This is a genomic window from Desulfamplus magnetovallimortis, from assembly GCF_900170035.1.
GTDB lineage: Bacteria > Desulfobacterota > Desulfobacteria > Desulfobacterales > Desulfobacteraceae > Desulfamplus > Desulfamplus magnetovallimortis.
Genome location: NZ_LT828540.1, coordinates 422,373 through 446,758 on the forward strand (window position 1 = coordinate 422,373; position 24,386 = coordinate 446,758).

Below are 24,386 nucleotides of genomic sequence, written 5' to 3' on the forward strand. Positions count from 1 at the left end.
TATGGAAAATGATCTGAATAGCAATATAGAAAGGGTATCGGCAGAGGAGAAACGTATTCTTTCAATGAAAAGAAAAATGAAATGGTGGACAGCAGGCCTTATCATGCTGGCCCTTGTGGCTTTGGGACTTTTCAGCATGGTTTATTTCCCTGGAGCAGTCCAGAAACTGACAACTATCCGGATTTCCTTTGGAGATAGTTCAGCAACCCGTTCAGACGGACCCGCATATCTTGGAATTGAAATACGGGATCTGCCTAAATCCTCAAGTTTCTTCAGCTCTGGAGGCATACTTGTATCCAGGGTTGCACCGGCATCACCTGCCGATGAAAGCGGTTTAAAGGCAGGAGATATAATTCTTCGTTACAACAGAATACGGATAACCGACACTCTTCAGTTTCAAGCCATCGTGGCTGAAGCCTCCCCTGGGGACAGGGTTAAACTTACAGTTGAGAGAGATGAAAAAACCCGATATTTTTACTTAGTTCTTTCAGCGCGCCCCACAAGCCTTGTTCAACTGACAGCAGGCCCTCCATTTTCCCAGGATGATAATGCTGTTGAGCAGTGGGGATGCACCCTTTCACCACTTACAGCCTCTTTGAGACAGACCCTTGCCATACCATTGGAAATCAATGGAATTGTTGTGGTTTCAGTCTCTTCCAGCGGCCTTGCAAAAGCATCGGGACTCATGCCTGGAGATATAATAACAGGAGTTAATCAACGAGTTACAGCTACAATGGCCGATTTTTACAGTGCCATTGAGGATGAGGAGGAGATAACCCTTAAAGTTTACAGAAGCGGCAGTATGCTAATTCTGACTGTGGAACAAAAATCCGCACTTCCGCCTCTTGTGACAATTGCAGGGGCTGTGCCGGATGCATCATCCACTGCCGGAATGCCGGAAACAATACCACCTCCGGGGATGGGACAGGCCACGGCAGGTATGCCAACTGCCGGAACTGCAACAGATGGATTTTTTGGTTCATCAATGCCAAGAACTGTAGCAATAGCATCCCAGGGAAGCACCCTTAATGCACCCATGGCACTGCGGTTTGGTACAGCACCATACTTTATCATTGTGGACACAGGAAGCGGTCAGTACTCGGCAATACAGAACACGGCTCTTGCAGATTCAAGGGGTTACGGAATAATTGCGGCACAGCTTGTTGCCTCAAAAAACGTTGGAGCAACCATAGCAGGTTCCTATGGCCTTCAGGCATACACAGGTCTTGTTGCACTCAATATAACCCCGTATGTGGCAAATCCAGGAAGCGTAATTGATGTATTAAACCAGTACAGAGAGGCATCCCTTTCCCAGGTTGATCCTGATGATTCACTTTCAGGCTTTGGATATGCCCGCAACATCATTCCAACAGGCGGTGCTCCCTTTGCAACCGATGACGAAGATGATGAAGAAGAGGAACAAAGTGGCTATAAAGGTATGCCATATAACATTCCTGCACAGGGCAAATATGATCCTGCACTTGATCCTGCCAATGCATCCACTTCTGATTCTGTTACTTCGGTTCAGGCAACAGCAGGAGTTCTTCCTTCTGCCACTACAGATACATACCTTAATCTGAACCAGCAGTCAGTGACCTGCATATGCCCTCTGTGCGGCAAAACCTATGACCATCCTGCAGGTGTGCCCTGCTCTTCCTTGGTCTGTCCTGCGGACGGTTCAAGGCTTATCAGCCTTAACTCAGGCTCCAGCATCACCTCACCCTCACAGGGTTCAACAGTATCCGAGAGTGTACTTCCTCAGCGTGTGGCTGTTGCAGCAGACGGAGATGATCTCAATTCTCCCTTAGCTTTAAGATTCGGCATTGCAAAGTTCTATATTATATATGACATTAAAACCAACCAGTATGCCGCAATTCCCAATACAGCACTAAACACTACAGGCGGCTATGGAGTTACAGCAGCCCAGCTTGTGGCTTCAAGGGATGTGGGGGCAACTGTGGCTGTGGCGTATGGACTGCCATCATATTATGCATTAAAAACACTTGGTATCAATGTTTATACGGCAGCCCCGGGAAGTGTTGCAACTGTACTCAGTCAATACCGTGCAGCTTCATTATCCCAGATGAGTGTCACCACTCTTCCCTATGCCCAGTACTTTATTCCAACCGGCGGCGCTCCATTTGCAACTGATGACGAGGATGATGAAGAAGAGGAACAAAGTGGCTATAAGGGTATGCCATATAACATTCCTGCACAGGGCAAATATGACCCGGCACTGGATCCGGCCAATGCCTCAACAGAATCAACTTCGATTTTGCCAACGGCCGGTACCACCCAGAGAGCGGAATACTGCCTTTGTCCCATCTGCCAGATACTTGTGCCACATGCACCTGGAATTTCATGCTCGGACATGGCATGTCCCCAGTGCGGAAACCGCCTCATGAATGCTGATCCCGGCCAGAGTACAGATACTTTGCCGGAACAGGGAAACACAACCGGCCAACTGCCTTTGCCATCTTCCACCCAGACACGCAGCTCCACCACTTACACTCTGCCTTACAGTAGCAGTACCTTACCTTACAACAGCAATGATCTGACAGCAACCCAGAATCAGACACAACTGAGAACAAATACATCCTTGTTTGTTGCAGGTATGCCAACTGCGGGTATGCCAACGGCAGGTATGCCCACAGCAGGTATGCCTGAAACTATCCCACCAACTGACATGGGACAGGGAACAGCCGGAACACCCATTGCAGGAATGCCTACCGCCGGAAGCTCAACACTCTCCACAGGAGTACTCCAGGGTACCATTGACGGAAGCTGCATATGTCCTGCATGTGGAACAACAGTGCCCCATGTAAGGGGTACAGCTTGTTCTACCCTTTCCTGCCCACGTTGCGGAACTTCCATGATTGGTGAGAGTACATCTTTACAGGTTACAGCGGGTATGCCCACGGCAGGGATGCCTACAGCAGGAATGCCCACAGCAGGGATGCCTACAGCGGGGATGCCTACAGCGGGTATGCCAACTGCGGGTATGCCTACGGCAGGAATGCCCGAAACTATTCCACCACCAGGAATGGGACAGAGCACGGCAGGTATGCCTACCGCAGGAATGCCGGAAACCCTTCCTCCAACAGGACTTGGAGAGACAACAGCAGGACTTACTGTGGCAGGAATTCCGGATATCTCACAGACAGTGGCTGGTGTCACTGTAGCTGGTATGCCAACTGCGGGTATGCCTACCGCAGGAATGCCTACCGCAGGAATGCCTACCGCAGGAATGCCGGAAACCCTTCCTCCAACAGGACTTGGAGAGACAACAGCAGGACTTGCTGTTGCAGGAATTCCCAATATCTCACAGAGCGTGGCTGGTGTCACTGTAGCTGGTATGCCTACAGCAGGAATGCCAACCGCGGGTATGCCTACAGCAGGAATGCCAACTGCGGGTATGCCCGAAACTATTCCACCCCCTGGGATGGGGATAGCAGGTGTAACTGTGGCTGGAATGCCTGAAACCATTCCTCCGGCAGACATGGGGCCATCTGCAACATCAGTTGCAGGAAGCGGAACAGGAAAGATATGTGTAGCTTCAACCGGAACATCCATCAACTCCAAAATTGCTGATCTTTTTGAAAAAGCACCCTATTTTCTTATTATTGGCTTTGGAAGCATGGAGGTAGTCAGCAATCCGAATTTAACGGACAAAACAGGTTCAGGTATCCAATCTGCCCAGCTTGTTGTAAGTGAAGGCGCAGATGTGGTTATCACAAATGATATAGGTATCAGAGCCATTGAAGAGCTTAACAGACTTCAGGTAAAGGTCTATACCGGTGTCACAGGAACTGTCAGGGATGCCCTGGACTGGTATCAAAATAACCGTCTGGTTCCCACAAAACTGAACTCTTCACAAGATACATCAGTAACTGATGAAGATGAAGAGCAACATGGCCCTCCCAGTGCCAGCAAGTCAAAATCAAAAGGTGATACCAAGGGAGACTCTGCCACCCTCTAAAATGACAGGAATAATTAATGGTCAAACAGATATCAAAATTTGTACTGCTTGTATTTCTTCTGCTGCTGGCTATATTCCAGGTCGGCTATATTGCAGTACACTATCTTTTTAAAACCGACAATACCGAACTTGCTTCAAGCACGCCCATCAAGGATTCCAATATTGTGCTGACAAGCGCTGCCAGTGGAAACCTCAGCCAGGCTGTAAAAAATGTCAGGGCTTCGGTGGTATATATTACAGGCAGGAAAATAACAACTGTACTGCCTTCCCAGCCCAATGTACTGATATCATTTGCAGAGCCTGTATCCCTTCCGGGGGATAAAATGGGCTCAGGCATAATCATAGACTCCAGGGGCTATATCCTCACAAATTACCATGTTGTATCCCAGATTACCGATATCCAGGCCACACTTTTTGGAATTGAGGGTCAGACATTTCCATGTACAGTGGTCTCGATACACCCGGAGGTTGATCTTGCTGTAATAAAAATAACGACAAATTTTCTGCTTCCCACAGCAACCCTGGGCAATTCAGATATGGTTGAAGTGACAGATGAAGTAATGGCTGTGGGATGTCCATTCAGCCTTGAACAATCCGTCACACATGGAATTATAAGTGATACAAGCCGAACCGTTGATATTGACGGCAGAAGATACGAGGATCTTCTTCAGACAGATGCTGTTATCAACTCCGGAAACAGCGGTGGTGCCCTGATCAACATGAGGGGAGAAGTTATAGGTATTAATGTTGCCATCTATGCCCCTTCAAGGGTCTATTGCGGTGTGGGCTTTGCCATACCCATAAACAGAGCAAAACTTATATTAATGAAAGTTCAATATTTACAGGGAGAGGGCGTATGACCACCATCTTTCAAATTATGATCGGCATTATCCTGCTTGCCCTGGGTGTGTATGGCATTCTGGTTCACTGGTGGGCACTTGTAGATCTGGCAAGCGTTGTAATTCCGGTCTGTCTTGTTTTTTTTGGAGTACTTTCGGTGTTAACTGGCATCAGTACCATCAGGGAAAATCGACAGGAGTAGGCATGGAATGCTTTTCCCATGTATATATCCTGTCCATATTTGATTTTGGATCAGAATCTTTTCTGAACGAAAAGGTGTGAATCACGACAAGTGGAATGTCTCAGATGGAATGTCTCAGATGGAATGTCTCAGATGGAATGTGTCACATGGAGTGTCTCACATGGAGTGTCTCACAAAAACAATTTCGTCAGTTGAGTGAATTATCTGAATCCAGATTTACAGGAAGTTAACTTTTAATCATAAAAAGGAGGTGATCTTAATGTCAATAAGCTTTGGAGGTATTGTTTTAACAGCTCTTGTTGTTGCCGTCATTGTCATTGGAATGAAAGTAAAAAGCAACAGCGAAAAGCTTCAGGAACTCGATGAACTTGCAAACAATGAATAGCTGAAGTTCCTTTTTTTATTAAATTTATAAAAAACTCGCAGGTCATAAGTTCTTAAATATTAATTATCACATTGTGATGATATATTAAAGAACCTGTAACTTACGGGAAAAGGAGGACAAGTTATGAGTGCGTCAACTACTGCTGCTCAGACTTCACTGGGTACCACTGCCATCCTGCCGGCTTCTTCCGGCACGCTGGGTACATGTGCCTCTACCGCAGGAACATCTTCACAACTTGGGCTTTGCCTTGCAAGTCCGACAACCAGTTATTCAAGTTATTCAACCTACTCTGCAATGACTTATGGTACGGGCTTCAAAGCCGCAGCACTTGCTGCGGCACCGGTACTTTTTGCCGGAGCAGCTCTTGCGGGAGTTGCACTGTTGAGCTACGCTGTGACAAAAGCAGCTCTTGAGCCGTGATACACAAAATTTCCAGAATTGCTGCTGATTTTTATAGTTTTTTTATCCTTTTTTTTGAGGATAGCGTCATCGGCAATTCTGGAAAACATTTGAAAAATAATCCGACAGTTTATACTTGAAGAGGCACTATGAACTTAGCGCCCTGCGGTCGGGCTTTTTTGTTCCCCAAAATGGAAATTCCTATACTATCAAGTTATGGGGTAAGATCATCTTCGAAAACTACCCAGACGATATGAGGTCAATTTTTAAGCTATGAGAGATACAATAGACGCAAAAGAGAGGATAAAAAAAGCGATTCTGGTGGGACTGCCCAACACAGGCAAGACTGTTGTTTTCAACAACCTCACCGGAGAGTACAATCTTGTTGCAAACTGCCCTTTCACAACCATAGAGCCTAAAAGGAGCATATGCAGGATTGGCAACGAAACCTGTGAACTGACAGACACACCGGGTATTTTCAAGATACATACTTATTCTAGATCGGAAATGGTGACACGGGATATTCTTTTTTCCGAAAAGCCCGATGTGATAATTCAGTGCATTGATGCAGGACAGTTGAAACAGTCTTTAACTCTCACAGCAGATCTTCTTGAAATGGATATCCCCCTTGTTATCTGCCTGAATGCCATAGATGAAACCTCCAAAAAAGGCATCATGATAGACTCTTCAGAGCTTTCCAGGCTTTTATCAGTTGAGGTTGTTGAATCCATAGCTACCAGAAAACAGGGACTTGACACCCTTAAAGATGCCATTGTCAATGCAATAAACCGACCGGCAAAACCCCATAAAAAACTGACATACAGTGACTCCTTTGAAGAGAAGATATCTTCCATTAAATCCCTGCTGCCTGAAGAGGCTGACCATAAAAGGCTAAAATCACAGTTAATACTTACATCTGATCCATTTGTAATGGCCGCTCTGGAAAAAGAGTATGACAGTAACCTGACTGAAGTCATTGCCGACACAGCAGATAAAATAAAGAAGGATTTTAAAGGAAACTTTAACCTTGAAATCAACAGAACGAGAAACCAGTGGATTGACAATATCACTGATAAAACCGTACACAGACAGAAAATTGCCCTTAAGGACTTTAAACAGGGAGTGGCAAGTGCCTGCCGTCACCCTGTTTTTGGTGTGCCTATTCTCTTTTTCATCATCTATATAATGTTCATGCTTGTTGTACATGTTGCAAACACCCTGGCAGGATGGATGGAGGAACTTTTGTGGGTACCTGTTGAAAATCTGGTCACAGGGCTTCTTCCTTCAGGATTCTGGCACGATTTTCTTATAGGAGACTATGGAATTCTCTCACTTGGTGTTGCCAACGCACTTATTACTGTGCTGCCTATCCTGTCGGTTTTCTTCATAATGTTCAACACACTTGAAGATATGGGATATATACCGAATCTCACTGTTCTTACAAGGCGTATTTTCAGTAAACTTGGATTGAGCGGAGCATCTGTAATGCCACTTGTGCTTGGTTTTGGATGTAAAACCATGGCTACCATGACCACAAAGTCTCTCCAGTCCAGGCGGGAGAAATATATCTCCATATATCTCATTGCTTTTGCAATTCCATGCGCTGCCCAGATGGGTCTTAACATGAGCATCCTTGGCAGAATGGGAACCTCTGCCTTTTTAATTGTATTTTCAGTTCTTTTTGTTGTCGAAATTACGGCAGGTGTACTTCTCAATCTCTTTTTAAAAAAGGAGACACGTTCCTGCTTTATACAGGAACTTCCACCAATCCGCATGCCGGAACCCAAAGCGGTTCTTATTAAAACATATTACAAGTTATACTGGTTTCTCAAAGAGTCACTGCCTGTTTTTATCTATGCTGCACTTGCACTTTTTGCCCTTGACAAATCAGGCATTCTGATGGCTACCAAGACTTTTTTAAGCCCGGTAATAAAGGGATTTCTGGGGCTTCCCCTTGAAATGGTGGATGCGCTTATCCTCTGCATGGCACGCCATGAGGCTGCTGCAGGCCTTATCATGAACCTCATTGATGCCGGAAAACTCAATTATGTGCAGTGCATAGTTGCCGTTACCATTACCACAATGTTTGTGCCCTGCTTTGCCAATATAATGGCCATGATACATGAATTGAAAATGAAAAATGCACTGAGCATGACAGTGGCAATAAATTTCAGCTCATTTATTATTGCAGGTGTATTGAACTGGGCACTGTTAAGAATTTATTGATCTGGAGATGGGCTTATGGGTGAAAAAACAAAAAATTTTGAAAAAGGGATAAACTATTCCCGCTCTGTCATTGATTATCTCGGCCTTGTCTCATGGAGTATCATTCGCAGATGCTCCAATGCTGTACAGTCAACCGGTCAATCCATGATGAAAAATGCAGCAGCCCCCTTTTCATCAACAAAAAAAAAGGTGAAAAAGAGAAAAAAAATCACCTCTTCACGAACCGGCTCATCAGGTAAGACCCTGCCTGAAAAGAGAACTTCCGGCCGAAAAATATCATCCGCAGATAGTTCTCCCCATAAGCCTTTTATCAGGGAAGAGACAATTACAAAACTGGAAGCATCAATAGCAAGACTTGAAAGCAGACTTGCAACTCTTGAAAAACAACGTGCCAAAATATCCGATGATACCGCAAAACAGAATAAACCGGAAGCTGCGGAAGTAAAAAAAGAGATTAACCAGGAGAAAAGAGCTGTACTCAGGATGCTTGTGGAAGAGAACAAACTGTTAAAAGAGTTAACCACTCAGAAGAAGTGAGTTTAGCATTACGTTCTCAAAATCGACATCTTATTGCTTTTTCAGAAGTTATTGCATTTGTCTGAATTGGCTAAATATGGAAGATGCCACGTTATAAAACAAATTCGTTTCAACATTGATAAAACACAAGGAGAAAAAATTAATGGCAGAAGATCTGAGATATAATTTGCAACACCTCGGAGATGTTATCTTCGATAAAGTGGCCTGTGCATCTGAAAAAGTAAAAGGCTCGACACGGGGCATTTCGCTGACCTATAAAATAGGTGAGCTACAAAAAGAGAAGGAGAAACTGATTAAATGGATTGGCAGACGGGTTGTGGTTATAAGAAATGCCGGGAAACCGGAAACTGAATTTTCCACTGACAAAAAACTTACAGCTTTTTTCAATCGACTGGATGAGATTCAGAAACAGATTGACGATAGTCTGAAAGAGAGAAAAGGGAGACTATATCCCGATCAGGAAAAGAAAAGTTCAAAAAAATAGACCTTTCTAATCAAAATCGACATTTAGTTTGCTTTTTCGGGATATATTGAATTTGTCTGCATCAGGCTGCCTGGAAAATCAGAGATAAAAATCAAAATAACCTCCACAACGACTTGTGCCGTGAAAAAGAATAAAAGTTAAAATAAAACACCATATATTAACAAAAATTTAGATTTTTTTTTTCACGGCTCTTCTCCACCTATGACATCAGATTCTGCTTGACTCTTTATTTTTCCGTTGCTAATAACACAATGTAGCCATCCCAAATAAAATGAGTGTACTCTTTTTTGAATATTCGGCGTAAATTGTTGCAATGAAATCTCACCCCAGCCCCCTCTAACAGAATTATAAAAAATGTACCCAAGGTCGCATATTTTTTTAAAAATACGGTTTCTTATATGAGCCTTTTACCCCACAAAGAGGTCTTTTATGTCTGATCAAAATAAAAAGATACTTTTACTGAATCATAAACCTGAGGTAACTGAACAGGCAAAACAGTTATTCAGGCAATTCCAGATCATAACCGCAGATACCCTCACGGATATTGCTGAAAAAGGAAAAGATGATTTTGACCTCGTGATAACCGGTTATGCAGTTCCTTCTATTACAGGTGATTCTTCATTTGCATACCTTGATGAGATCAAGGCTGCAATATCAAACATTGAAACAAATCTGAAACAGGATAAAACAGCAGAACTCATTGAAGCAGAATCCCTTGAACAACATGAGAAGATACTTGAATTGCTCAATAATGAGATAAGGGCGCATAGCAAAGAAAAAGCTGATAATGAAGCAAAACTTGAAGCCATGCAGGAAGAGGTGAATGCAGCACTTCTCATTGAGCAGAAAGCTGAGAAAAGCATAAAGGACGCCCAGGAGCATATTGAAATCGCAGACAGGGCAAGAAAGGCTGCTGAACTGAGGGCTGAAGAGGCTGAAAAATCAGCAGAAGAGGCATATCAGAAGCAGCAGGAGGCTGAACAAGCTGCAAATGAAGCCATTGAACTGAAACTACAGGCTGAAGATACCGCTCAAGAAGCCTTAAAAGAAAAAGAAGCCGCAGAAAAGACAGCAGAAGCAGCCTTGCTGGAAAAAGCCCAGGCAGATGATAAAATTGCAAAGGCAGTTGCTGAAAAAACAGCCATAATTGAAAAGCTTCAAAACCAGATTGATACATTGGAGGGAAAGATATCAGCAACAGAGGAAAAGCTTGAGTTAACTGAAATTGAAAAAGGAAAAATCCAGGAAAAACTGGAAAAACTTCAGGAAGCGTGGGAAAATTATGTGGCATAGAAGAGTGACGTTTTAATTAGCGAGAGGATAGATCATGCTGCAGAAAAATTTCAGTGAAGTAAAAGAGGACATTGCTCGGTTAGAAAAACAGTATCATTTTTCAAATACTGAAATTCAGCGTCTGACAGATCTGCTGGTTGACAAGATGGGTGCCTTTAAAACCCAGAGTGAAAAATTGCGTTCTTTTGAAAAAGAACTTGTGATCACTGAAAAAAAATATGAGTCTGCAAAAAACAAAATTGCATTTCTTCAAAAAAAGATTCCCATGATGGGTGAAGAGCTCAACCACATTGATCATGAATTGCAGAACTCCGAAGCTGAAATAGCAGAACTTGAGAACCGACGGAAGGAACTTGCAAACCAGTTTGAAGCAATAGAAAAGAGACGGCACCAGCTTTCAGTTGTGCTTTCCGAAAAAGAATCGGAAAACAGGCGTATTTTATCTGATATTGAAAAAGCAGAATCTGAAAAAAAGAAAATTCTCAATGACATATCGGATCTTCTCTCAAAAGTTTCCAGCGAAAAACAGAAAAGCGAAAAAGAACTTGACGAATTTTCAATGGATTTTGCAAGACTTGCCGGTGAACGTGAACTGCTCAGAATGGAGTTAAAAGAGAGAGAAGAAAATAATGACAACCTCAAGAGGACATTTCTCACTCTTGAAAATACCCATTCAAACCTTACAGACATCCTGAAACTTGAGTCAGAACTTGAAACTGTGCAGACAGAAGTTGAAAACCTTCAAAAAGAGCTAAGCAAGGAGTCCGCTGAACTTTCCGCGATGGAAAATCAGCGATCTGAAAAGCGTAAACAACTTGACACGCTACTTGCCGGAAACCGTGAAAACAAACAAAACCTATCAATACTTGAACATGATGTAAAGCCTTATGATGAACTTGCTGCAAAACTTGATGCCTGTGAACAAAAACTTAAAGGGTCAAATGACTCCATTGAAAAGGCCATCACGGAACTTAAGTCACTGTTCAGTGATAACCTGGAAATCCGGAAGAAGTATTATCAACCATTCAGTAAGGGTGTCTAAATAACGGCCATGGCGGGTCTCAGACACAATCTAAGAGATCTACTCCGAAAGACCATTTATGCAATATTTCAGAATCACAGGGAGGAGGAATGACACTCACAAAAATGAGCCAGAAGGAAAAAAAGAGACAGGAGGTGCTTGGGTATGCAAACCGTCTGAGTGCCCTGCTGTCTGCCAAAAAAAGACTGTCAATCCTTGAAGCAGATATCTGGAAAAACTTTAAAGAACTTGAATACATCCAGCATAAAATAGATCAGAAATCCAAAAAGCTTGAAGAAACCATTTCGGCCATAAAAACAATTGAACCAAAACTTTCTGAAGCAAAAAAAAGGCTTAACTCAGTTGAACCAGAAAAGGAGGCACTTGAGAACGAGTATCTCCGGCTTCAAGATATACAGAAAAACCTTGATAAAAAGAAGCTTGATCTTGAGGAAAACAGAGATCATATTGCACTGCTGCTTGACGATATTTCCAAAGCAGGGGAAAATATCAGGCTTCTTGAAAATACAAATCAATCCATCATTGCAAACAGTGCAGAAGCTGACAATCTTGTTAACTCCAACCGTGCGAAGTTAATCCACCTTCAGGATGAAATTGAAGTAAATATCAATACACGCAAGTTGATGGAGGGGATAAAACCCGACTCCATCGGCAATGAGGAGTTCAGGGCACTCCAGATAAATGATGAAAATGTGGAGGCCTACCAGGCTGAAGCAACAGACATCATTAACAGAATGAAAGACGAGATGGCAGCAATGACATCCCGGATATCGGAAATTTCATCCCTTGAAGCAGGAGTGATCGGTAAGATTAAATCCCTTGAAAGCAAAATTGAAGCACTTAAAAAAGATATATCAACTGCAAAAGGAAAAGAAGAGCTGCTTTCGGAAATTGAGGCTCTTGTGAAAAATCGTAAAGATCTGACCTTGAAACTTGAAACATGCAGAAAAAAGAAATCACTTCTTACATCTGAAATTACTGAAATTAAAGGCGAACTTACAAAAGAGACAGAATTTAAACAAACCTGCCTTAAAAACATTGACCGTCTCACCATGAGAAAAAAAGAGATGGAGAATATTGAAAATATTGATCAGGAGATGGAGAGAATCAAACAACGCATTGAAGATATGAATATGGAAACTACAGGAAACCATTCATTTCTGCAAATTCTCAACAGGATATGCCAAGAGACCAAAACCCATAATAACTCTTTAAAAACCAGGGTTGATACTTATCTTGCAGCCATGGATCAATACTTTTCACTTTTATTATTGAGCAACCCTTAACAAAACGCATCCTGGCGTGCTGTCTGTCAATGTACTATAGATTTCCAGATAAAAATCTTGCATGTAAGAACACCAAGCGCCACGCCCCTACATGCACATCGGGAAATTTAATTATCTGGAATCCTATATAATAAAAATTTTTGGAAATCAAAAACTATACACTTACGGCAAATGAGTGTATTAATGAATGAGCAGCTTGTAAAAAATATAATTCCAGCATTCTTGAAACCATTTTTGTATAGATAGGGGGAAAAATGACAGAAGAAGTAAAAAAGAGAAAAGGAGTTGCAGGATTTACTGCCAAAGTACTTAATGAAGCAGGAACCGCTGTTGTAGATGTGTATGATTTCGGTGCCGATCTTGTTAGCGGATTATTCAATTTCTCCAAAAAGACAACTTCAAAAATACCTAAAAAAACAAAAAGTTTTGTTAAAAAAAGTGTAGATTATATCTATCCTGATAAAAGCAAGACCATTAAAGACAGAATAAAGATCAAGGAGGAAAAACTCAAGGAGATCTATCTTGAGATTGGAAAAGAGCAGGTAAAAAAACAGCAGTCAACTGATGGAACAACAGATCCTGAAGTTTCAGACAACATAAAAAAACTGCTTTCGGATGTTAATGAGTTCGAAAACCAGATCAAGACACTGGAGCAGAAAGCAGCAGAACTTGAAAAGGAAAAGATAGAAGCAAAAGAGAAAAAAATTCAGGAAAAAGAAAAAAAGATCCAGGAAAGACAGAAAAAGAAAGAGAGTAGAAAATCTGTAACAGAGCGAGAAGTAAAAGCAGAGAAAACAAAAAAGATGCCGGCAGAGGAGGCTGTCAAGGCTGCCATTGCATATGCTTTGACTTCTGGTAAATTTACAACAGCTTCTGACAAATCCAAATTTGAAAAAGTAGCCAATGACCTTCTCTCCGAAGAGAATGAAGTGAGAATACTTGCTGCCAATGAACTTGCCAAAATGAAAAATGAAGCAGCAGTGCCGGTGCTTAAAGAGTCTGTAAAAATTGAAGATCCCAACCTGACATCTGAAGTTATTAATGCCTTGATAAGCATTGGCAGTGTATCTGCTGTTCCACTTTTCAAGGAGATGCTCTCCAGTGAGAACCACAGAATCAGGGTAGCTTGCCTGCGTGGTATCTATAAACTTGGAGAGGATGATGAAGAGTCGCTTCAGCTTCTCATGAAATCTGTCAAGGATGAACATCCGGATGTCAGAAAATCTGCCATCACTTTCATAGGGTGGAAGGATAATGCAGAGTCAGTACCTGCCCTTGTTCAGTCCCTGAGAGACGATCACAATGAGGTGAAAAAAGCTGCTCTGTCTGCACTTGCAACCATACGTGATAAGGCAACTGTGCTGCCGGTGATCAGGGTGCTTGGAGACAGGGATTCCGACATTCGCCAAAAGGCCCTTGATGCTGTCAAGATGATCAGCGGGGAGCAAATTTCATTTGATGTTCAGGCATCTGAAGATGACATTGCCGAAAGCGTTGAAAACCTCATAGATTGGTGGCAGAAGAAAAGAGCCGGAGAAGCGGCAACTTTTTCAGAGGAAGCTGATGAATCTTCTACAGAAGCAGCTTTTTCAGAGGAAGATAATGAATCTTCAACAGAGGCAACTTCTTCAAAGGAAGCTGATGACAATTCAACATCATCAACTGATGATGAAGATAGCAGTGACTCAGATGATTCTGCTCCGGAATCAGATGAAGCGACAAAAACAGAAACCGATTCTGAGGAGAACAGTGATTCAAGATAATTAAATTGACAATGGAGAAGTATTATTATCTGTTATCTGGAATAGTTTTTGGTTAAAAAGTAAAATATTCCACTAATAATCGACATCCTTCATATCAACTCAAAATTAGTTTACACTTTTCCAAAAATTCTGGGCATCCTTCATATCAGCTCAAAAGTAGTTTCCAATTTTCGGAAAATTTTGAACCATGATTAAAGGATTTAAGGATAACATGATGAAAATCAGGATAAATCCCTTAATCATGAAAATCATGGTTCAAAAAAAGTGTAAACCGACAAATGAAAGATGCCTAATAATCTATAGTTTCTGAAAATTTAGATAATGAACCGCAGTTGGCGGTTACCGGTATTCATTTTTTATGTTTTACGGTAACCGCTTCCGGGAGATGCCAATGGATGAATCTGGATTAAGTCCGGAGACCCAGTTGCTTATTTCTGAAATAAAACGCCTTGAGCAAGAAGACAGAGAGCTGACAGGTCAGATGGACACTATTCAAAAAGAGCTGGATCTTCACAAAAAAAGCACTGCCCTGCTCCATATAAAACTGAACGAACTCAAGGAGACACTTTCAGGTTTTATATCTGAAGAAGATAATTTGCTGCACCATAAAAAATTTCTGGAGTCGGAAAGGGAACAGCTTGAGACAACCCTTAATAAAGTCTCTGACAAATATGATGAGAACATGGCTATTCTTGAAGATCTGATGACAGATGTCGAGTTCATGAAAGGTGAGATCGAGACCCTTCAATCAAAGACCCAGATACTTGAAACAGAGATTCCGTACAAATTCAAGGATTCGGAAAATCTTGATAAAAGGGTAAAGGTAACATTTTTCAGAGCGCTGGAGAATCTTGAAAAGCGGATCAACGATGTTCAAAAAAGAGCCGAGGTCATCTATTACAAAAAAGGAGAAATATGATGACACATCCTGTTTCTGAAAATAACAGCGTTCAAACACGGGGGCCTGAAGCTGAGGCTGATATAAAAACAGAAACCGAATTTTTACAAAACGAGCTTGATAACCTTACAAAAGGACTAAGGGAACAGGGAAAACAAAGAGAGGATAAAGGGGCTTCTGCCGGAGACTCTGCTGCCAAAGTCAATGAAACCATTGATGAAATATTGCTGCCGGAACTTCAGGGTCTTGAAATCCTGAAAGAAGGCACATATGTCATAGACCCTGAAAAAACCATCTCCAACATGGTTACTGTGGTCAAAAAAATGGAATCCCAGCTTCAAAGCGCACTGCTACTTAACTCAGATCTTGAAAAGGATCTGGATGACTCAAAGGTCATGATCATTGATCTTCGGGCAGAGAAAAGCGAGCTTGAAGCAATAATCAAACGCATGGGAGACGAGATCCCCTCAAAAAGGGAACTTCAGATGGAGATAGAATATCTTACAGATGAAAGAAACTCCGCCCAGATTAAGATAAGGGATCTTAAACAGACCATTGAAAAGATGAAACAGCAGCTTGCCAGTTACAAGGAGAAGATAACCGACCTTGAGGAGGACAAAAAAGATTACAGGGTGGAAGCTGACTATCTTGTTACCAAACTTAATGCCGCTCTTGACAAGAACAAACTTCATATGGACGAAATAAAAGAGCTTTCCCAGGAGAAGCGGGCCGCAGTTGAAAAGATCAGAATGCTTGAACAGGAGCTAAGAAAGGCAGATGAAGAGCGCTACAGAATCTACAAGGAGCGTGCAAAATGACCGGAAAATCTCTCCAGGCAGATGGCACACTGAAACAGAGTAAAAGCAGCCTTAAACAAAATAAAAATTTCTCGGGTCAAGATAATTATAATCCAAAGGATAAATTACAGACACGGGATTACAAGGATCTTAAAAAAATAAGAACCCGCCTTAAGATCCAGAACGAATTTAACAAAAAAAAATTGAAGAGCTTTCCGAAGAGCTAAAATTTATTAAGGATAATGATTCTGTTGCAAAACTCAACAAAAATATTGAGTGGTACCAGGAAAGAATTGATGCATTTCCAGATAGAATCAAAAAACTTTCCCTTGAAAACGATGCAATGACAGCAGAGCTAAACTCGATGCGTCATAAAATAAAAAGTATCCATTCAGATGAACAGAGCACCATGCTATTGATTGAAACTCTTATGGATGAATATGAATCCCTGAGAAATGATAAAACCGAGCTTGTTAAACGAATAAAGACACTGCATGACGTTATTGAGGAGCTGAACAGGGAGAAAGAGGAAAAACTTCCCAAACTCAAAGAGTACAATAACATGCTCAAAAATGCATGGTATGACATGCAGGAGACAGAAAACAGCATGGAGATATCGTTAAAGCTGTGGCAGAGAAGATCATCCTACAAATCACTAACCAGAGATACAGATAAAAATTAGCAGAGAAACGGAATGCAGACATCCCCTCTATTTCTTGTTCGATATGAAGATCATTCCAGAGAGCTGAATCGAATCATCCAGGCTGAACAACATCAGGGCAGAGCAACAATGGTATGGAACCAGGTGCAGGGTTTCACCCTTTACCATGATTCCAAGATCTATCCCCTGTCTGAAAAAAATGACTCGGTCTTTAAAAACCCGAAGGATGCAGTCAGATTCATAATCAACAGGGTTCAGACAAAGGTTGTATATATACTTGAAGATTTCCACCACTTCCTTGGTGACAAAAATGCTGTTCATGCAGATGTAGGTGAAATTCGAGCCCTGATCAAGGAGATTGCCCGCAGTTTTTATGAAAGGGAAGAAAAGGTTTACCTGTTTGTCCCTCCATCCTATGAACTCCCTGATGAACTTGTATCCTTTTTTGACCTGACATATGCAGCAGAAAAAAATAAAACCGAATTTCTCCAGAAATATGGGACTCTTCTGACTGAAAAAAAGTATCTGGAAAAGTCAAAACCTGTAATCGGAGCAGAAAACCAAATAGAACGCGTAGTGCAGATTCTTTCCCAGATGGAGACAAACAACCCGCTTCTTGTGGGTAATCCGGGAGTAGGCAAAACTGCAATTGTGGAAGGATTTGCAAGGGCACTCCATACAGGCGATGTTCCTTTGGGGCTTCATGGAAAACTTCTCTATCTTGTCTCCCTTAACACCCTTGTTGCCGGCACAAAATACAGGGGTGACTTTGAACAGCGACTTGAAGGGCTGATAAAGGAGGTTCAGGAGAACAAGAATCGAATAATTGTCTTTATTGATGAAATCCACACACTTCTTGGTGTTGGCGCTGCCGAAGGAGCAATCGGGGCTGTTGATTCACTTAAACCTGTTCTTGCGCGGGGAGAGTTTCCATGTATTGGAGCAACCACATTTGACGGTGCCAAACTCATGTTAAAAGATCCGGCACTCTCCAGACGGTTCAAAAAAATCCAGATTAAGGAGGCAACGCCTGAAGAGACCTTTATCATCCTGAAAGGAATCTCAAAATCCCTTGAGACCCACCATAAACTGACCATTGAGGATCGTGCCCTGATGGCAGCAGTATATTTAAGCGAAGATCACATTCCGGACGAATATTTTCCAGGCAAGGCGATTGCCCTTGTAGATGCAGCAGCCGCATATTGCAGCATGAAAAAAATTGATACTGTACGTGAGTCAGATATTGCTATGGAAGTTGAGAGAATGGGTGTAATGTCCTAAAATTCATGTTTGGTATACTGTCCCAGATAATAAAATTGGCAGGCAGTGTAGGGGCAATCCCTTGTGGTTGCCCTTCAGAATTGAGAATGCCAAAATATTTTTCTGGAAATCTATAGTTTTCCAAAAGGAGTACAAAATGCAAGCCAGCACAAAAGACCTTAGGTTTCATACTAAAGAGATTCTGGACGCTGCCATGAGAGGGGAAGAGGTAATTATTACATTTCACGGTAAACCTTACGCTAAAATCGTTCCTTTTGACAATTCTCGTAAGGCAGACAACAAACAAAATGACTTCTGTGGTATGTGGAAAGACAGAACAGATATGGATGATGTAAATAGCTACATCAGTAAGCTTCGAAAAAGGAGATCATTTTGATTGTTGATACTGACGTGCTGATCTGGTACTCAAAAGGTTCTAAGAATGCAATTGATTTTCTTCACGGTTTAGAAAGATTCAGTATCTCCGTAGTAACTTATATCGAGATAGTTCAGGGGGCAAGAAATAAAAAAGAACTAAATGCATTTAAAAAAGCATTGGGAGTTTTAAATGTTAAGGTAATTCAGATTGACGAGTTCATTTCAACAAAAGCCATGTTTTACATTGAACAATACTCATTAAGTCACTCAATGGAACTGGCAGATGCTTTAATTGGCGCAACAGCAATTACAAGAAAAATACCTTTGGCTACCGGAAATGAAAAACACTACAGACATCTACCGGAAATTAGTCTCAAAAAATTTAACGTCCATGCCTGAGCTTATACCCATCATTATTTTAATAATCGGGGGCTGGCGAAGTAGAGACAAGGCATGCCTTGTCTCTACTGCCATGATGGTTTAATCATAAAACAAAATTCTTTTCTGGAAAGCATATGACTGAAAGAAAAAAATTTTCCACTGGTCAGGATTTTGAGGAGCTTAAAAAAAGAGGAGAATTTTATCTGGATAAGACCCCTCAAATCCATAATTTTCTTGAGCAATGTGGTAAACACAATTTCATCTCCCGTCCACGTCGTTTTGGCAAAAGCCTTATGTTATCCGTCCTGAAAAATATCTTCTTAGGCAGAAAAGAGCTGTTTGAAGGACTTTATATACATGATAAGCTTAAATTTAAAAAATTTCCGGTACTGCATCTCAGTTTTGCCGGTTTTTCAGCGGAAAATGATCTCCAAGAATATATCAGGAACAAAGGCAGAATTTTTATTGATGATGAGATCGTAAAACTTAGAGAGTTTGATTATTTTGATATTGGTGAGGTGCTGGAAGAAACCAGCCAAAGAGCAGGACAGCCGGTGGTTGTGCTGGTGGATGAATATGACAAACCTATCCTGGCTCACTTGAAAAACACCCAAAAAGCAGAAGAGATCAGAAAATATTTCCAGGCCTTTTATGCTCCAATTAAAGATAGTGATCCATATATCCAGTTTTTCATGCTAACAGGCCTGACCAAGCTCATGAAAATGAGTATTTTTTCAGAGCTTAATAATCTTGACGATCTTAGTTTTGCAGGCAGACATACCGATTTGATTGGATACACACAAAAAGAGGTGGAAAATAATTTTAGTAAAGAGATCACTGCCATTGCCAGGAAGCAAAATAAGGAAAACTGGCAAATTATGCAACATATGAAGGAAGAGTATAATGGTTTTAATTTCGGTGGTGAAAAACTTTACAACCCCTGGGATATTAATAATTTTATTAAAAATGAAGAGTTCGGCAATTACTGGTCAGATACAGTTATTCCAAGTGCAATAAGCAATTATGTCAAGAGCAATGCAATTGATGTACAAACAATTATCGACAGGGAAAGAACTAACAGCCTTGTTGTAAGTGAAATGACTTTACGTGTACATAATCTGGAACAACTGCGCCCGGAAGTTTTGTTTTTCAATGCCGGTTATTTTACAATCCGGAATAAAGATGAAAAAAATCACTATTTTTTGAAATTCCCCAACAATGAAACCGAACAGGTCATGCTGGAATATTTTTTAAGTCTAAGTTCCGAAGGGCAATATGATCTTGATGCCTGGAAACAAGTGTCTCAAAAGATAGTATCCGGTATTTTTGATCAAGATAGAGACTTGATTCAGCAAGGTATAAAAGAGTTAATTTACAATAACTGCGCTGATATTCCCTATGATTGGCACAGTAAAAATCCTGAAGGCTGGCTTAAATCAATGGTTGGGGTCGCTATCCGTATGAACAGCATCTATTACATTGGTGAGAACCAGAATATTATAGGTAGAACCGATTTGCACATTCCCAAAGACGATACTGTCTATATCCTGGAATTGAAAGTAGATGATAAAGCAATAAATGCCATTACCCAAATCGAAGAAAAATATGAAGCAAGTTATCAAAAAAGTTTTGCAAGGATTGTCAAGATCGGGATAAATTGGGAGAAAACCGTTAAAAATGTTGATGTGGTTATAAAATAAACGGGCATGATTGATTACGTATCAATCACCCCCAAATATAAAAATGATAGTCATTTTCACGGTAAAAAAACCGCAAATATTTGGCATCTTTCATTTGTCGGTTTACACTTTTTTTGAACCATTATTTTCATGATTAAGGGATTACCTTGATTTTTAATCGTGTTAATCCTTACTCAAAATCGACACCTATGATCTTGTAAGCCTTGTCAACATTGTCTGAGTCAGGATTCCCAAGATTAACAAAGATAAGGCAGGATTATCTATCCTGAGCATCCTATCCATCCTGGTTATCCTGGTTCAGACAACTGCAATAACTTATGAAAAAGCAATAAGATGTGGATTTTGAGTAATCTTTAAATCCTTTAATCATGGTTCAGAATTTTTCGAAAAGTGTAAACTAATTTTGAGTTGATATGAAGGATCTCAAACATTTATCAAATTTATTATTGAGAAATTACAACTATTCATGTAATTTGCATAAAAAAATAGAAAACCAGTTTCGGATATTGAGACTATGTCCGTCATATATGAATTTGCGAAGGGGGAAAAATGGCTGATGAGAAAGAGCTGAAAGACTTTCAGAACCGCGTGGAGGAACTGAAACAGAAAGAAGGAGAGATCAAACCTGCTCCAAATAATGAAAAAAAGGCAGAAAACGGAAATTCCGGCGAAAAGACGGAATTAAAGTTCATGAATGCCGCAGAACAGGTATCGGAAAAACCTCTGAAATCCAAAGAGAGAGATGCTTCTGACAGGGCAGAGTCCCCTGAAGGGCCTGTGGGACTTGACATCGGTACCACAAACATTGTTGTTTCACAGAACAGGCGTAATTTCATTGAGTCCAAAAAAGAGCTCAATGCATTCTTCACCATCCCGAAATCAAAGTTTGCAAAAAGCATTCTTAAAAAGAATGATGTCCTCTATTATGAGCAGGATGATTTTTTTTACATATTCGGCTATTCAGCAGAACATTTTGCCAACATGTTCAACACCAATACCCGCAGAACCATCAAAAAAGGAATTTTGAGTGCTGATGAAAAAGATGGCCTTCCTGTTATCCAGGCCATTATTTTATCTCTTCTCAAAAAACCGAAAAATTTTGGTGAAATTCTATGCTTTGCAGTGCCCGGAGAACCACTTGACTCACCATTTGCAGGCTCGGTTGTCTATCATGAGCAGTCCTTCAAGCGTTCCATCACACATATGGGATACACCCCCATATCCATAAACGAAGGCATGGCAGTTGTTCTTTCCGAACTTGGAGATAACGACTATACAGGAATCGGAATAAGCATGGGTGGCGGAATGTGCAATATTTGCCTATCATATCTCTCATTTCCTGTTATTACCTATAGTATCCAGATGGCGGGTGACTATATTGATGCAATGGTTGGAATGTCCGTGGGAGAACCTGCAACCAAAATTAAATCCATCAAGGAGTCCGAATTCAAGCTCTCCACGCAGCCCAGGGGAAGAATTGACACTGCCCTTAATATCTTCTATGATGACCTTATTACAAAACTCATTACAAGCCTTGAACGGGTTCTCTCATCATCTGATCAGATGCCCACGATAGCAAGTTCCGTTCCAATTGTGCTAAGCGGTGGCACAGCCATGCCCGAAGGGTGCACGGACAAGTTTGAAAAGATATTGTCAAAATATCATTTGCCAATTAAAATATCGGAAGTACGCCTTGCAGCAGATCCTCTGAACTCAACTTCACGGGGAACGCTGATGATGGCAATGACAGAAGCGGAATAACAGCTCTAAAATATATTGTGACTGAAAACCGTCTTATATATAGAGATTTCCAGACAAAATTTTAGCATCTCAATTTTGAAGGGCTACCACAAAGGGGCGCCCTAAAATATTTTTGCCAATTTAATTATCTGGAATACTATATTATGAAACTTCCGGATAATAAACAGGAGTTCCAATGCCAATAAAATCTACCATTTCAGAGGATAACAAAACACTAACCATTGCAATTGAGGGCAGGCTGGATGTAAGCAGACACAAAGCCTTTGGTGATGCCTATGCAGGGAAAGTGGAAAACGTTGACAAGGTGATTCTGGATCTTGTTGATCTTGAGTATATCGACAGTTCAGGTCTGGGAATGATGCTGATGTTGAGGGAAAAAGCCATTGCATCAAAGGCAGAGGTTGAAATTATCAATACAAGCCCCGGGGTTCTTAAGATTTTCAAAATGACAAACTACAACAAGCTGTTCAAAATTATTGAGTAACAGCTTTGTATTGACCCTGCCCCTCACCTGCATCAACCTGACGTATGCCAGGTGGGGGCTCTTCCCTGTTTTTCAATGTGGATGGAGAGGCTATGCTTATGCATTCTCATCGTATCATTATCTATTCTGCAGACAGGGTCAGGGGAGGAATTCTGAAAAAAATATTGACCCTGCACAGCATCCAATCAACTCTCTGCCATAACGTCCTTGAAGTAAAAACAACCATTTCTGATAACAAACCTGCGATCCTTATTCTTGATATTCATCGCTCCATTGAAAGTGAAATAATTTTTCTGGCGGATTTTACCAAAATTATTTTGAATAAAACCCCCTCTACCCATCCTTCTGAAATAGATACAGAAAAACAATTCCCTTCAACATATGTGTTACTTCTTGGAAAACCTTCGGACATTATTAGCTTTGACCTTCCTGCCCCTGATGATAACCTGAACCGCCCTGCCCTGCTGCATGGTAAAGTTCTGTTTATGCCTAACTTCGACCCTGAAAAGATCCTTGAAAAAACAAAAAAGATCCTTGCAATCTCAAACAATTACAGCATAAAATACCCTGAAAATACCCCACAGGATAAAGATATCATTGAAGCTAATCCCAAATATATCACTGAAGATGATCCCAAAGATATCATTGAAGATGATTCAGAAGATATTATTGAAGCTGATCTAAAGGAATTTCTAAAACTGGCATGAGCGAATTAAAGGCCAATATTATGGCAATGGTAGGGCCTAAGGGTGGCGTTGGAAAGACAACAATATCAGTCAATCTTGCCATTGCCCTCTCAAGGCTTGGAAAAAAGGTGACAGTGGTTGATCTGGATCTTGGTGCATCCAATCTTCACACTTACCTTGGGCTGAAGCAGTCAAGGGTCTCCCTCAATGACTTTGTGCTGAAAAAAGTGGATAATCTCTCTGACATCGTAATATCAACCGATATTGATGGAATGAGTGTAATCTGCGGCGGAGACATTCCAGGTATTGCCAATCTCCATTACCAGAAAAAGATGAAGCTTATTCGGCATCTTAAAAACCTTAAGGCAGATATTGTTCTGCTTGATCTTGGTGCTGGTGCGTCATTCAATGTTGTTGATTTTGTGATTTTTTCACAACAGGGACTTCTGGTTACAACACCGGAAATACCGTCTCTTTATAACCTGTACAGTTTTATAAAAACCTATCTTTTCCGACGTCTGATCTTTAAATTCAAAGGGTTAAAGAACAACGCAATATTGACTTTACTGGAAGATGCAAAGGATTTTGAAGCAAATCCCCATCTCAATACCATGAACGGTATTCTTACGGAAGCTGAAAAAATTGATCCCGCATCAGTTGAACTGATCAACGGACTGCTTAATACCATAAAGCCTTTTGTAATTGTCAACAGGGCAAAATCCCAAAAGGATTCCAATACCGGCAAGGTGATCCAGAATCTCATGAACACATATCTCAACATTAACAGCAGTGTCCTGTTTTCCGTGCATGAAGACAACAGAGTAGGATATTCCCTTACCAAATCCCGCCCGGTAATGATAGAAGCACCGGATTCACTTTTTGCTTCCGATATTAACAGCATTGCTGCCATGTTGTGTCGGGATTACCTGTGAGCATTAAGTTTT

Annotated in this window: 24 protein-coding genes; all 24 read left to right on the forward strand. The window is 41.1% G+C overall.

The annotated features are described in order from the left end of the window. Window position 1 precedes the first annotated feature (1 nt). The 24 genes from MTBBW1_RS01765 (at window position 2) to MTBBW1_RS01875 (ending at window position 24,374) form a co-directional block, all read left to right on the forward strand. Entirely contained in the window at window positions 2-3,979 is a 3,978-nt protein-coding gene (locus tag MTBBW1_RS01765) for a NifB/NifX family molybdenum-iron cluster-binding protein (RefSeq protein ID WP_080798287.1), read from the forward strand. 17 nt (window positions 3,980-3,996) lie between these two features. After that, window positions 3,997-4,839 carry a S1C family serine protease gene (locus MTBBW1_RS01770; protein WP_080798289.1) on the forward strand — a complete coding sequence of 281 codons (843 nt, stop codon included), beginning with the start codon at window positions 3,997-3,999 and terminating at the stop codon, window positions 4,837-4,839. Further along, window positions 4,836-5,021, forward strand: coding sequence for a magnetosome protein MamI (gene mamI / locus MTBBW1_RS01775; RefSeq protein WP_080798292.1), 186 nt, complete (start codon window positions 4,836-4,838; stop codon window positions 5,019-5,021). Before MTBBW1_RS01770 ends, mamI begins: the two co-directional genes overlap by 4 nt. Window positions 5,022-5,280: 259 nt before the next feature. Beyond that, a complete protein-coding gene (locus MTBBW1_RS29900) occupies window positions 5,281-5,406 on the forward strand; it encodes a hypothetical protein (protein ID WP_281255605.1) in 126 nt (41 codons plus the stop codon). A gap of 123 nt (window positions 5,407-5,529) precedes the next feature. Next, entirely contained in the window at window positions 5,530-5,826 is a 297-nt protein-coding gene (locus MTBBW1_RS01780) for a hypothetical protein (protein WP_080798295.1), read from the forward strand. Window positions 5,827-6,078: 252 nt separating this feature from the next. After that, on the forward strand, window positions 6,079-8,031 hold the full coding sequence (gene feoB / locus MTBBW1_RS01785; protein WP_080798299.1) for a ferrous iron transport protein B: 1,953 nt from the start codon (window positions 6,079-6,081) through the stop codon (window positions 8,029-8,031). 15 nt (window positions 8,032-8,046) lie between these two features. After that, window positions 8,047-8,568, forward strand: coding sequence for a hypothetical protein (locus MTBBW1_RS01790; protein WP_080798302.1), 522 nt, complete (start codon window positions 8,047-8,049; stop codon window positions 8,566-8,568). Between the two features lie 142 nt (window positions 8,569-8,710). Next, a complete protein-coding gene (locus MTBBW1_RS01795) occupies window positions 8,711-9,052 on the forward strand; it encodes a hypothetical protein (RefSeq protein WP_080798306.1) in 342 nt (113 codons plus the stop codon). Window positions 9,053-9,481: 429 nt separating this feature from the next. Next, the gene (locus tag MTBBW1_RS01800; RefSeq protein WP_080798310.1) at window positions 9,482-10,345 is read left to right on the forward strand and encodes a coiled-coil domain-containing protein; all 864 of its coding nucleotides are present in this window, start codon (window positions 9,482-9,484) and stop codon (window positions 10,343-10,345) included. Window positions 10,346-10,379: 34 nt separating this feature from the next. After that, window positions 10,380-11,387 carry a coiled-coil domain-containing protein gene (locus MTBBW1_RS01805; RefSeq protein ID WP_080798314.1) on the forward strand — a complete coding sequence of 336 codons (1,008 nt, stop codon included), beginning with the start codon at window positions 10,380-10,382 and terminating at the stop codon, window positions 11,385-11,387. Window positions 11,388-11,476: 89 nt separating this feature from the next. Further along, the gene (locus MTBBW1_RS01810) at window positions 11,477-12,673 is read left to right on the forward strand and encodes a coiled-coil domain-containing protein (protein ID WP_080798317.1); all 1,197 of its coding nucleotides are present in this window, start codon (window positions 11,477-11,479) and stop codon (window positions 12,671-12,673) included. Window positions 12,674-12,927: 254 nt separating this feature from the next. Beyond that, a complete protein-coding gene (locus tag MTBBW1_RS01815; RefSeq protein WP_080798321.1) occupies window positions 12,928-14,436 on the forward strand; it encodes a HEAT repeat domain-containing protein in 1,509 nt (502 codons plus the stop codon). Between the two features lie 391 nt (window positions 14,437-14,827). Continuing rightward, entirely contained in the window at window positions 14,828-15,355 is a 528-nt protein-coding gene (locus MTBBW1_RS01820) for a hypothetical protein (protein ID WP_080798324.1), read from the forward strand. After that, a complete protein-coding gene (locus MTBBW1_RS01825) occupies window positions 15,352-16,152 on the forward strand; it encodes a hypothetical protein (RefSeq protein ID WP_139786623.1) in 801 nt (266 codons plus the stop codon). The genes MTBBW1_RS01820 and MTBBW1_RS01825 overlap by 4 nt, the downstream gene beginning before the upstream one ends. Further along, window positions 16,149-16,358, forward strand: a complete 210-nt coding sequence (locus MTBBW1_RS01830; RefSeq protein WP_080798338.1) for a hypothetical protein — start codon at window positions 16,149-16,151, stop codon at window positions 16,356-16,358. Before MTBBW1_RS01825 ends, MTBBW1_RS01830 begins: the two co-directional genes overlap by 4 nt. 116 nt (window positions 16,359-16,474) lie before the next feature. Continuing rightward, entirely contained in the window at window positions 16,475-16,813 is a 339-nt protein-coding gene (locus MTBBW1_RS01835) for a coiled-coil domain-containing protein (RefSeq protein ID WP_139786624.1), read from the forward strand. Window positions 16,814-16,825: 12 nt separating this feature from the next. Continuing rightward, complete coding sequence (locus MTBBW1_RS01840) at window positions 16,826-18,073, forward strand: AAA family ATPase (protein WP_080798345.1); 1,248 nt, start codon at window positions 16,826-16,828, stop codon at window positions 18,071-18,073. Between the two features lie 136 nt (window positions 18,074-18,209). Beyond that, a complete protein-coding gene (locus MTBBW1_RS01845) occupies window positions 18,210-18,449 on the forward strand; it encodes a type II toxin-antitoxin system Phd/YefM family antitoxin (protein ID WP_080798349.1) in 240 nt (79 codons plus the stop codon). Further along, window positions 18,446-18,829 carry a type II toxin-antitoxin system VapC family toxin gene (locus MTBBW1_RS01850; protein ID WP_080798351.1) on the forward strand — a complete coding sequence of 128 codons (384 nt, stop codon included), beginning with the start codon at window positions 18,446-18,448 and terminating at the stop codon, window positions 18,827-18,829. Before MTBBW1_RS01845 ends, MTBBW1_RS01850 begins: the two co-directional genes overlap by 4 nt. A 116-nt stretch (window positions 18,830-18,945) precedes the next feature. After that, complete coding sequence (locus tag MTBBW1_RS01855; protein ID WP_080798356.1) at window positions 18,946-20,511, forward strand: AAA family ATPase; 1,566 nt, start codon at window positions 18,946-18,948, stop codon at window positions 20,509-20,511. Between the two features lie 549 nt (window positions 20,512-21,060). Next, window positions 21,061-22,272: a disk-shape morphogenesis protein volactin gene (locus MTBBW1_RS01860; protein WP_245809212.1), complete on the forward strand. Its 1,212-nt coding sequence runs from the start codon at window positions 21,061-21,063 to the stop codon at window positions 22,270-22,272. 175 nt (window positions 22,273-22,447) lie between these two features. Continuing rightward, the gene (locus MTBBW1_RS01865) at window positions 22,448-22,756 is read left to right on the forward strand and encodes an STAS domain-containing protein (RefSeq protein WP_080798361.1); all 309 of its coding nucleotides are present in this window, start codon (window positions 22,448-22,450) and stop codon (window positions 22,754-22,756) included. A 92-nt stretch (window positions 22,757-22,848) separates the two neighbouring features. Then, entirely contained in the window at window positions 22,849-23,463 is a 615-nt protein-coding gene (locus tag MTBBW1_RS01870; RefSeq protein WP_080798366.1) for a hypothetical protein, read from the forward strand. Then, complete coding sequence (locus tag MTBBW1_RS01875; protein ID WP_080798368.1) at window positions 23,460-24,374, forward strand: nucleotide-binding protein; 915 nt, start codon at window positions 23,460-23,462, stop codon at window positions 24,372-24,374. Before MTBBW1_RS01870 ends, MTBBW1_RS01875 begins: the two co-directional genes overlap by 4 nt. Window positions 24,375-24,386: the final 12 nt, after the last annotated feature.

Coding starts and splice junctions, on each gene's coding strand:
- MTBBW1_RS01800 (WP_080798310.1), top strand. CDS start 9,482: ATGTCTGATCAAAATAAAAAGATACTTTTACTGAATCATAAACCTGAG.
- MTBBW1_RS01860 (WP_245809212.1), top strand. CDS start 21,061: ATGGCTGATGAGAAAGAGCTGAAAGACTTTCAGAACCGCGTGGAGGAA.
- MTBBW1_RS01815 (WP_080798321.1), top strand. CDS start 12,928: ATGACAGAAGAAGTAAAAAAGAGAAAAGGAGTTGCAGGATTTACTGCC.
- MTBBW1_RS29900 (WP_281255605.1), top strand. CDS start 5,281: ATGTCAATAAGCTTTGGAGGTATTGTTTTAACAGCTCTTGTTGTTGCC.
- MTBBW1_RS01770 (WP_080798289.1), top strand. CDS start 3,997: ATGGTCAAACAGATATCAAAATTTGTACTGCTTGTATTTCTTCTGCTG.
- MTBBW1_RS01830 (WP_080798338.1), top strand. CDS start 16,149: ATGACCGGAAAATCTCTCCAGGCAGATGGCACACTGAAACAGAGTAAA.
- MTBBW1_RS01790 (WP_080798302.1), top strand. CDS start 8,047: ATGGGTGAAAAAACAAAAAATTTTGAAAAAGGGATAAACTATTCCCGC.
- MTBBW1_RS01820 (WP_080798324.1), top strand. CDS start 14,828: ATGGATGAATCTGGATTAAGTCCGGAGACCCAGTTGCTTATTTCTGAA.
- MTBBW1_RS01805 (WP_080798314.1), top strand. CDS start 10,380: ATGCTGCAGAAAAATTTCAGTGAAGTAAAAGAGGACATTGCTCGGTTA.
- MTBBW1_RS01875 (WP_080798368.1), top strand. CDS start 23,460: ATGAGCGAATTAAAGGCCAATATTATGGCAATGGTAGGGCCTAAGGGT.
- MTBBW1_RS01845 (WP_080798349.1), top strand. CDS start 18,210: ATGCAAGCCAGCACAAAAGACCTTAGGTTTCATACTAAAGAGATTCTG.
- MTBBW1_RS01870 (WP_080798366.1), top strand. CDS start 22,849: ATGCTTATGCATTCTCATCGTATCATTATCTATTCTGCAGACAGGGTC.
- MTBBW1_RS01780 (WP_080798295.1), top strand. CDS start 5,530: ATGAGTGCGTCAACTACTGCTGCTCAGACTTCACTGGGTACCACTGCC.
- MTBBW1_RS01855 (WP_080798356.1), top strand. CDS start 18,946: ATGACTGAAAGAAAAAAATTTTCCACTGGTCAGGATTTTGAGGAGCTT.
- MTBBW1_RS01765 (WP_080798287.1), top strand. CDS start 2: ATGGAAAATGATCTGAATAGCAATATAGAAAGGGTATCGGCAGAGGAG.
- mamI (WP_080798292.1), top strand. CDS start 4,836: ATGACCACCATCTTTCAAATTATGATCGGCATTATCCTGCTTGCCCTG.
- MTBBW1_RS01795 (WP_080798306.1), top strand. CDS start 8,711: ATGGCAGAAGATCTGAGATATAATTTGCAACACCTCGGAGATGTTATC.
- MTBBW1_RS01825 (WP_139786623.1), top strand. CDS start 15,352: ATGATGACACATCCTGTTTCTGAAAATAACAGCGTTCAAACACGGGGG.
- MTBBW1_RS01810 (WP_080798317.1), top strand. CDS start 11,477: ATGACACTCACAAAAATGAGCCAGAAGGAAAAAAAGAGACAGGAGGTG.
- feoB (WP_080798299.1), top strand. CDS start 6,079: ATGAGAGATACAATAGACGCAAAAGAGAGGATAAAAAAAGCGATTCTG.
- MTBBW1_RS01840 (WP_080798345.1), top strand. CDS start 16,826: ATGCAGACATCCCCTCTATTTCTTGTTCGATATGAAGATCATTCCAGA.
- MTBBW1_RS01865 (WP_080798361.1), top strand. CDS start 22,448: ATGCCAATAAAATCTACCATTTCAGAGGATAACAAAACACTAACCATT.
- MTBBW1_RS01835 (WP_139786624.1), top strand. CDS start 16,475: ATGACAGCAGAGCTAAACTCGATGCGTCATAAAATAAAAAGTATCCAT.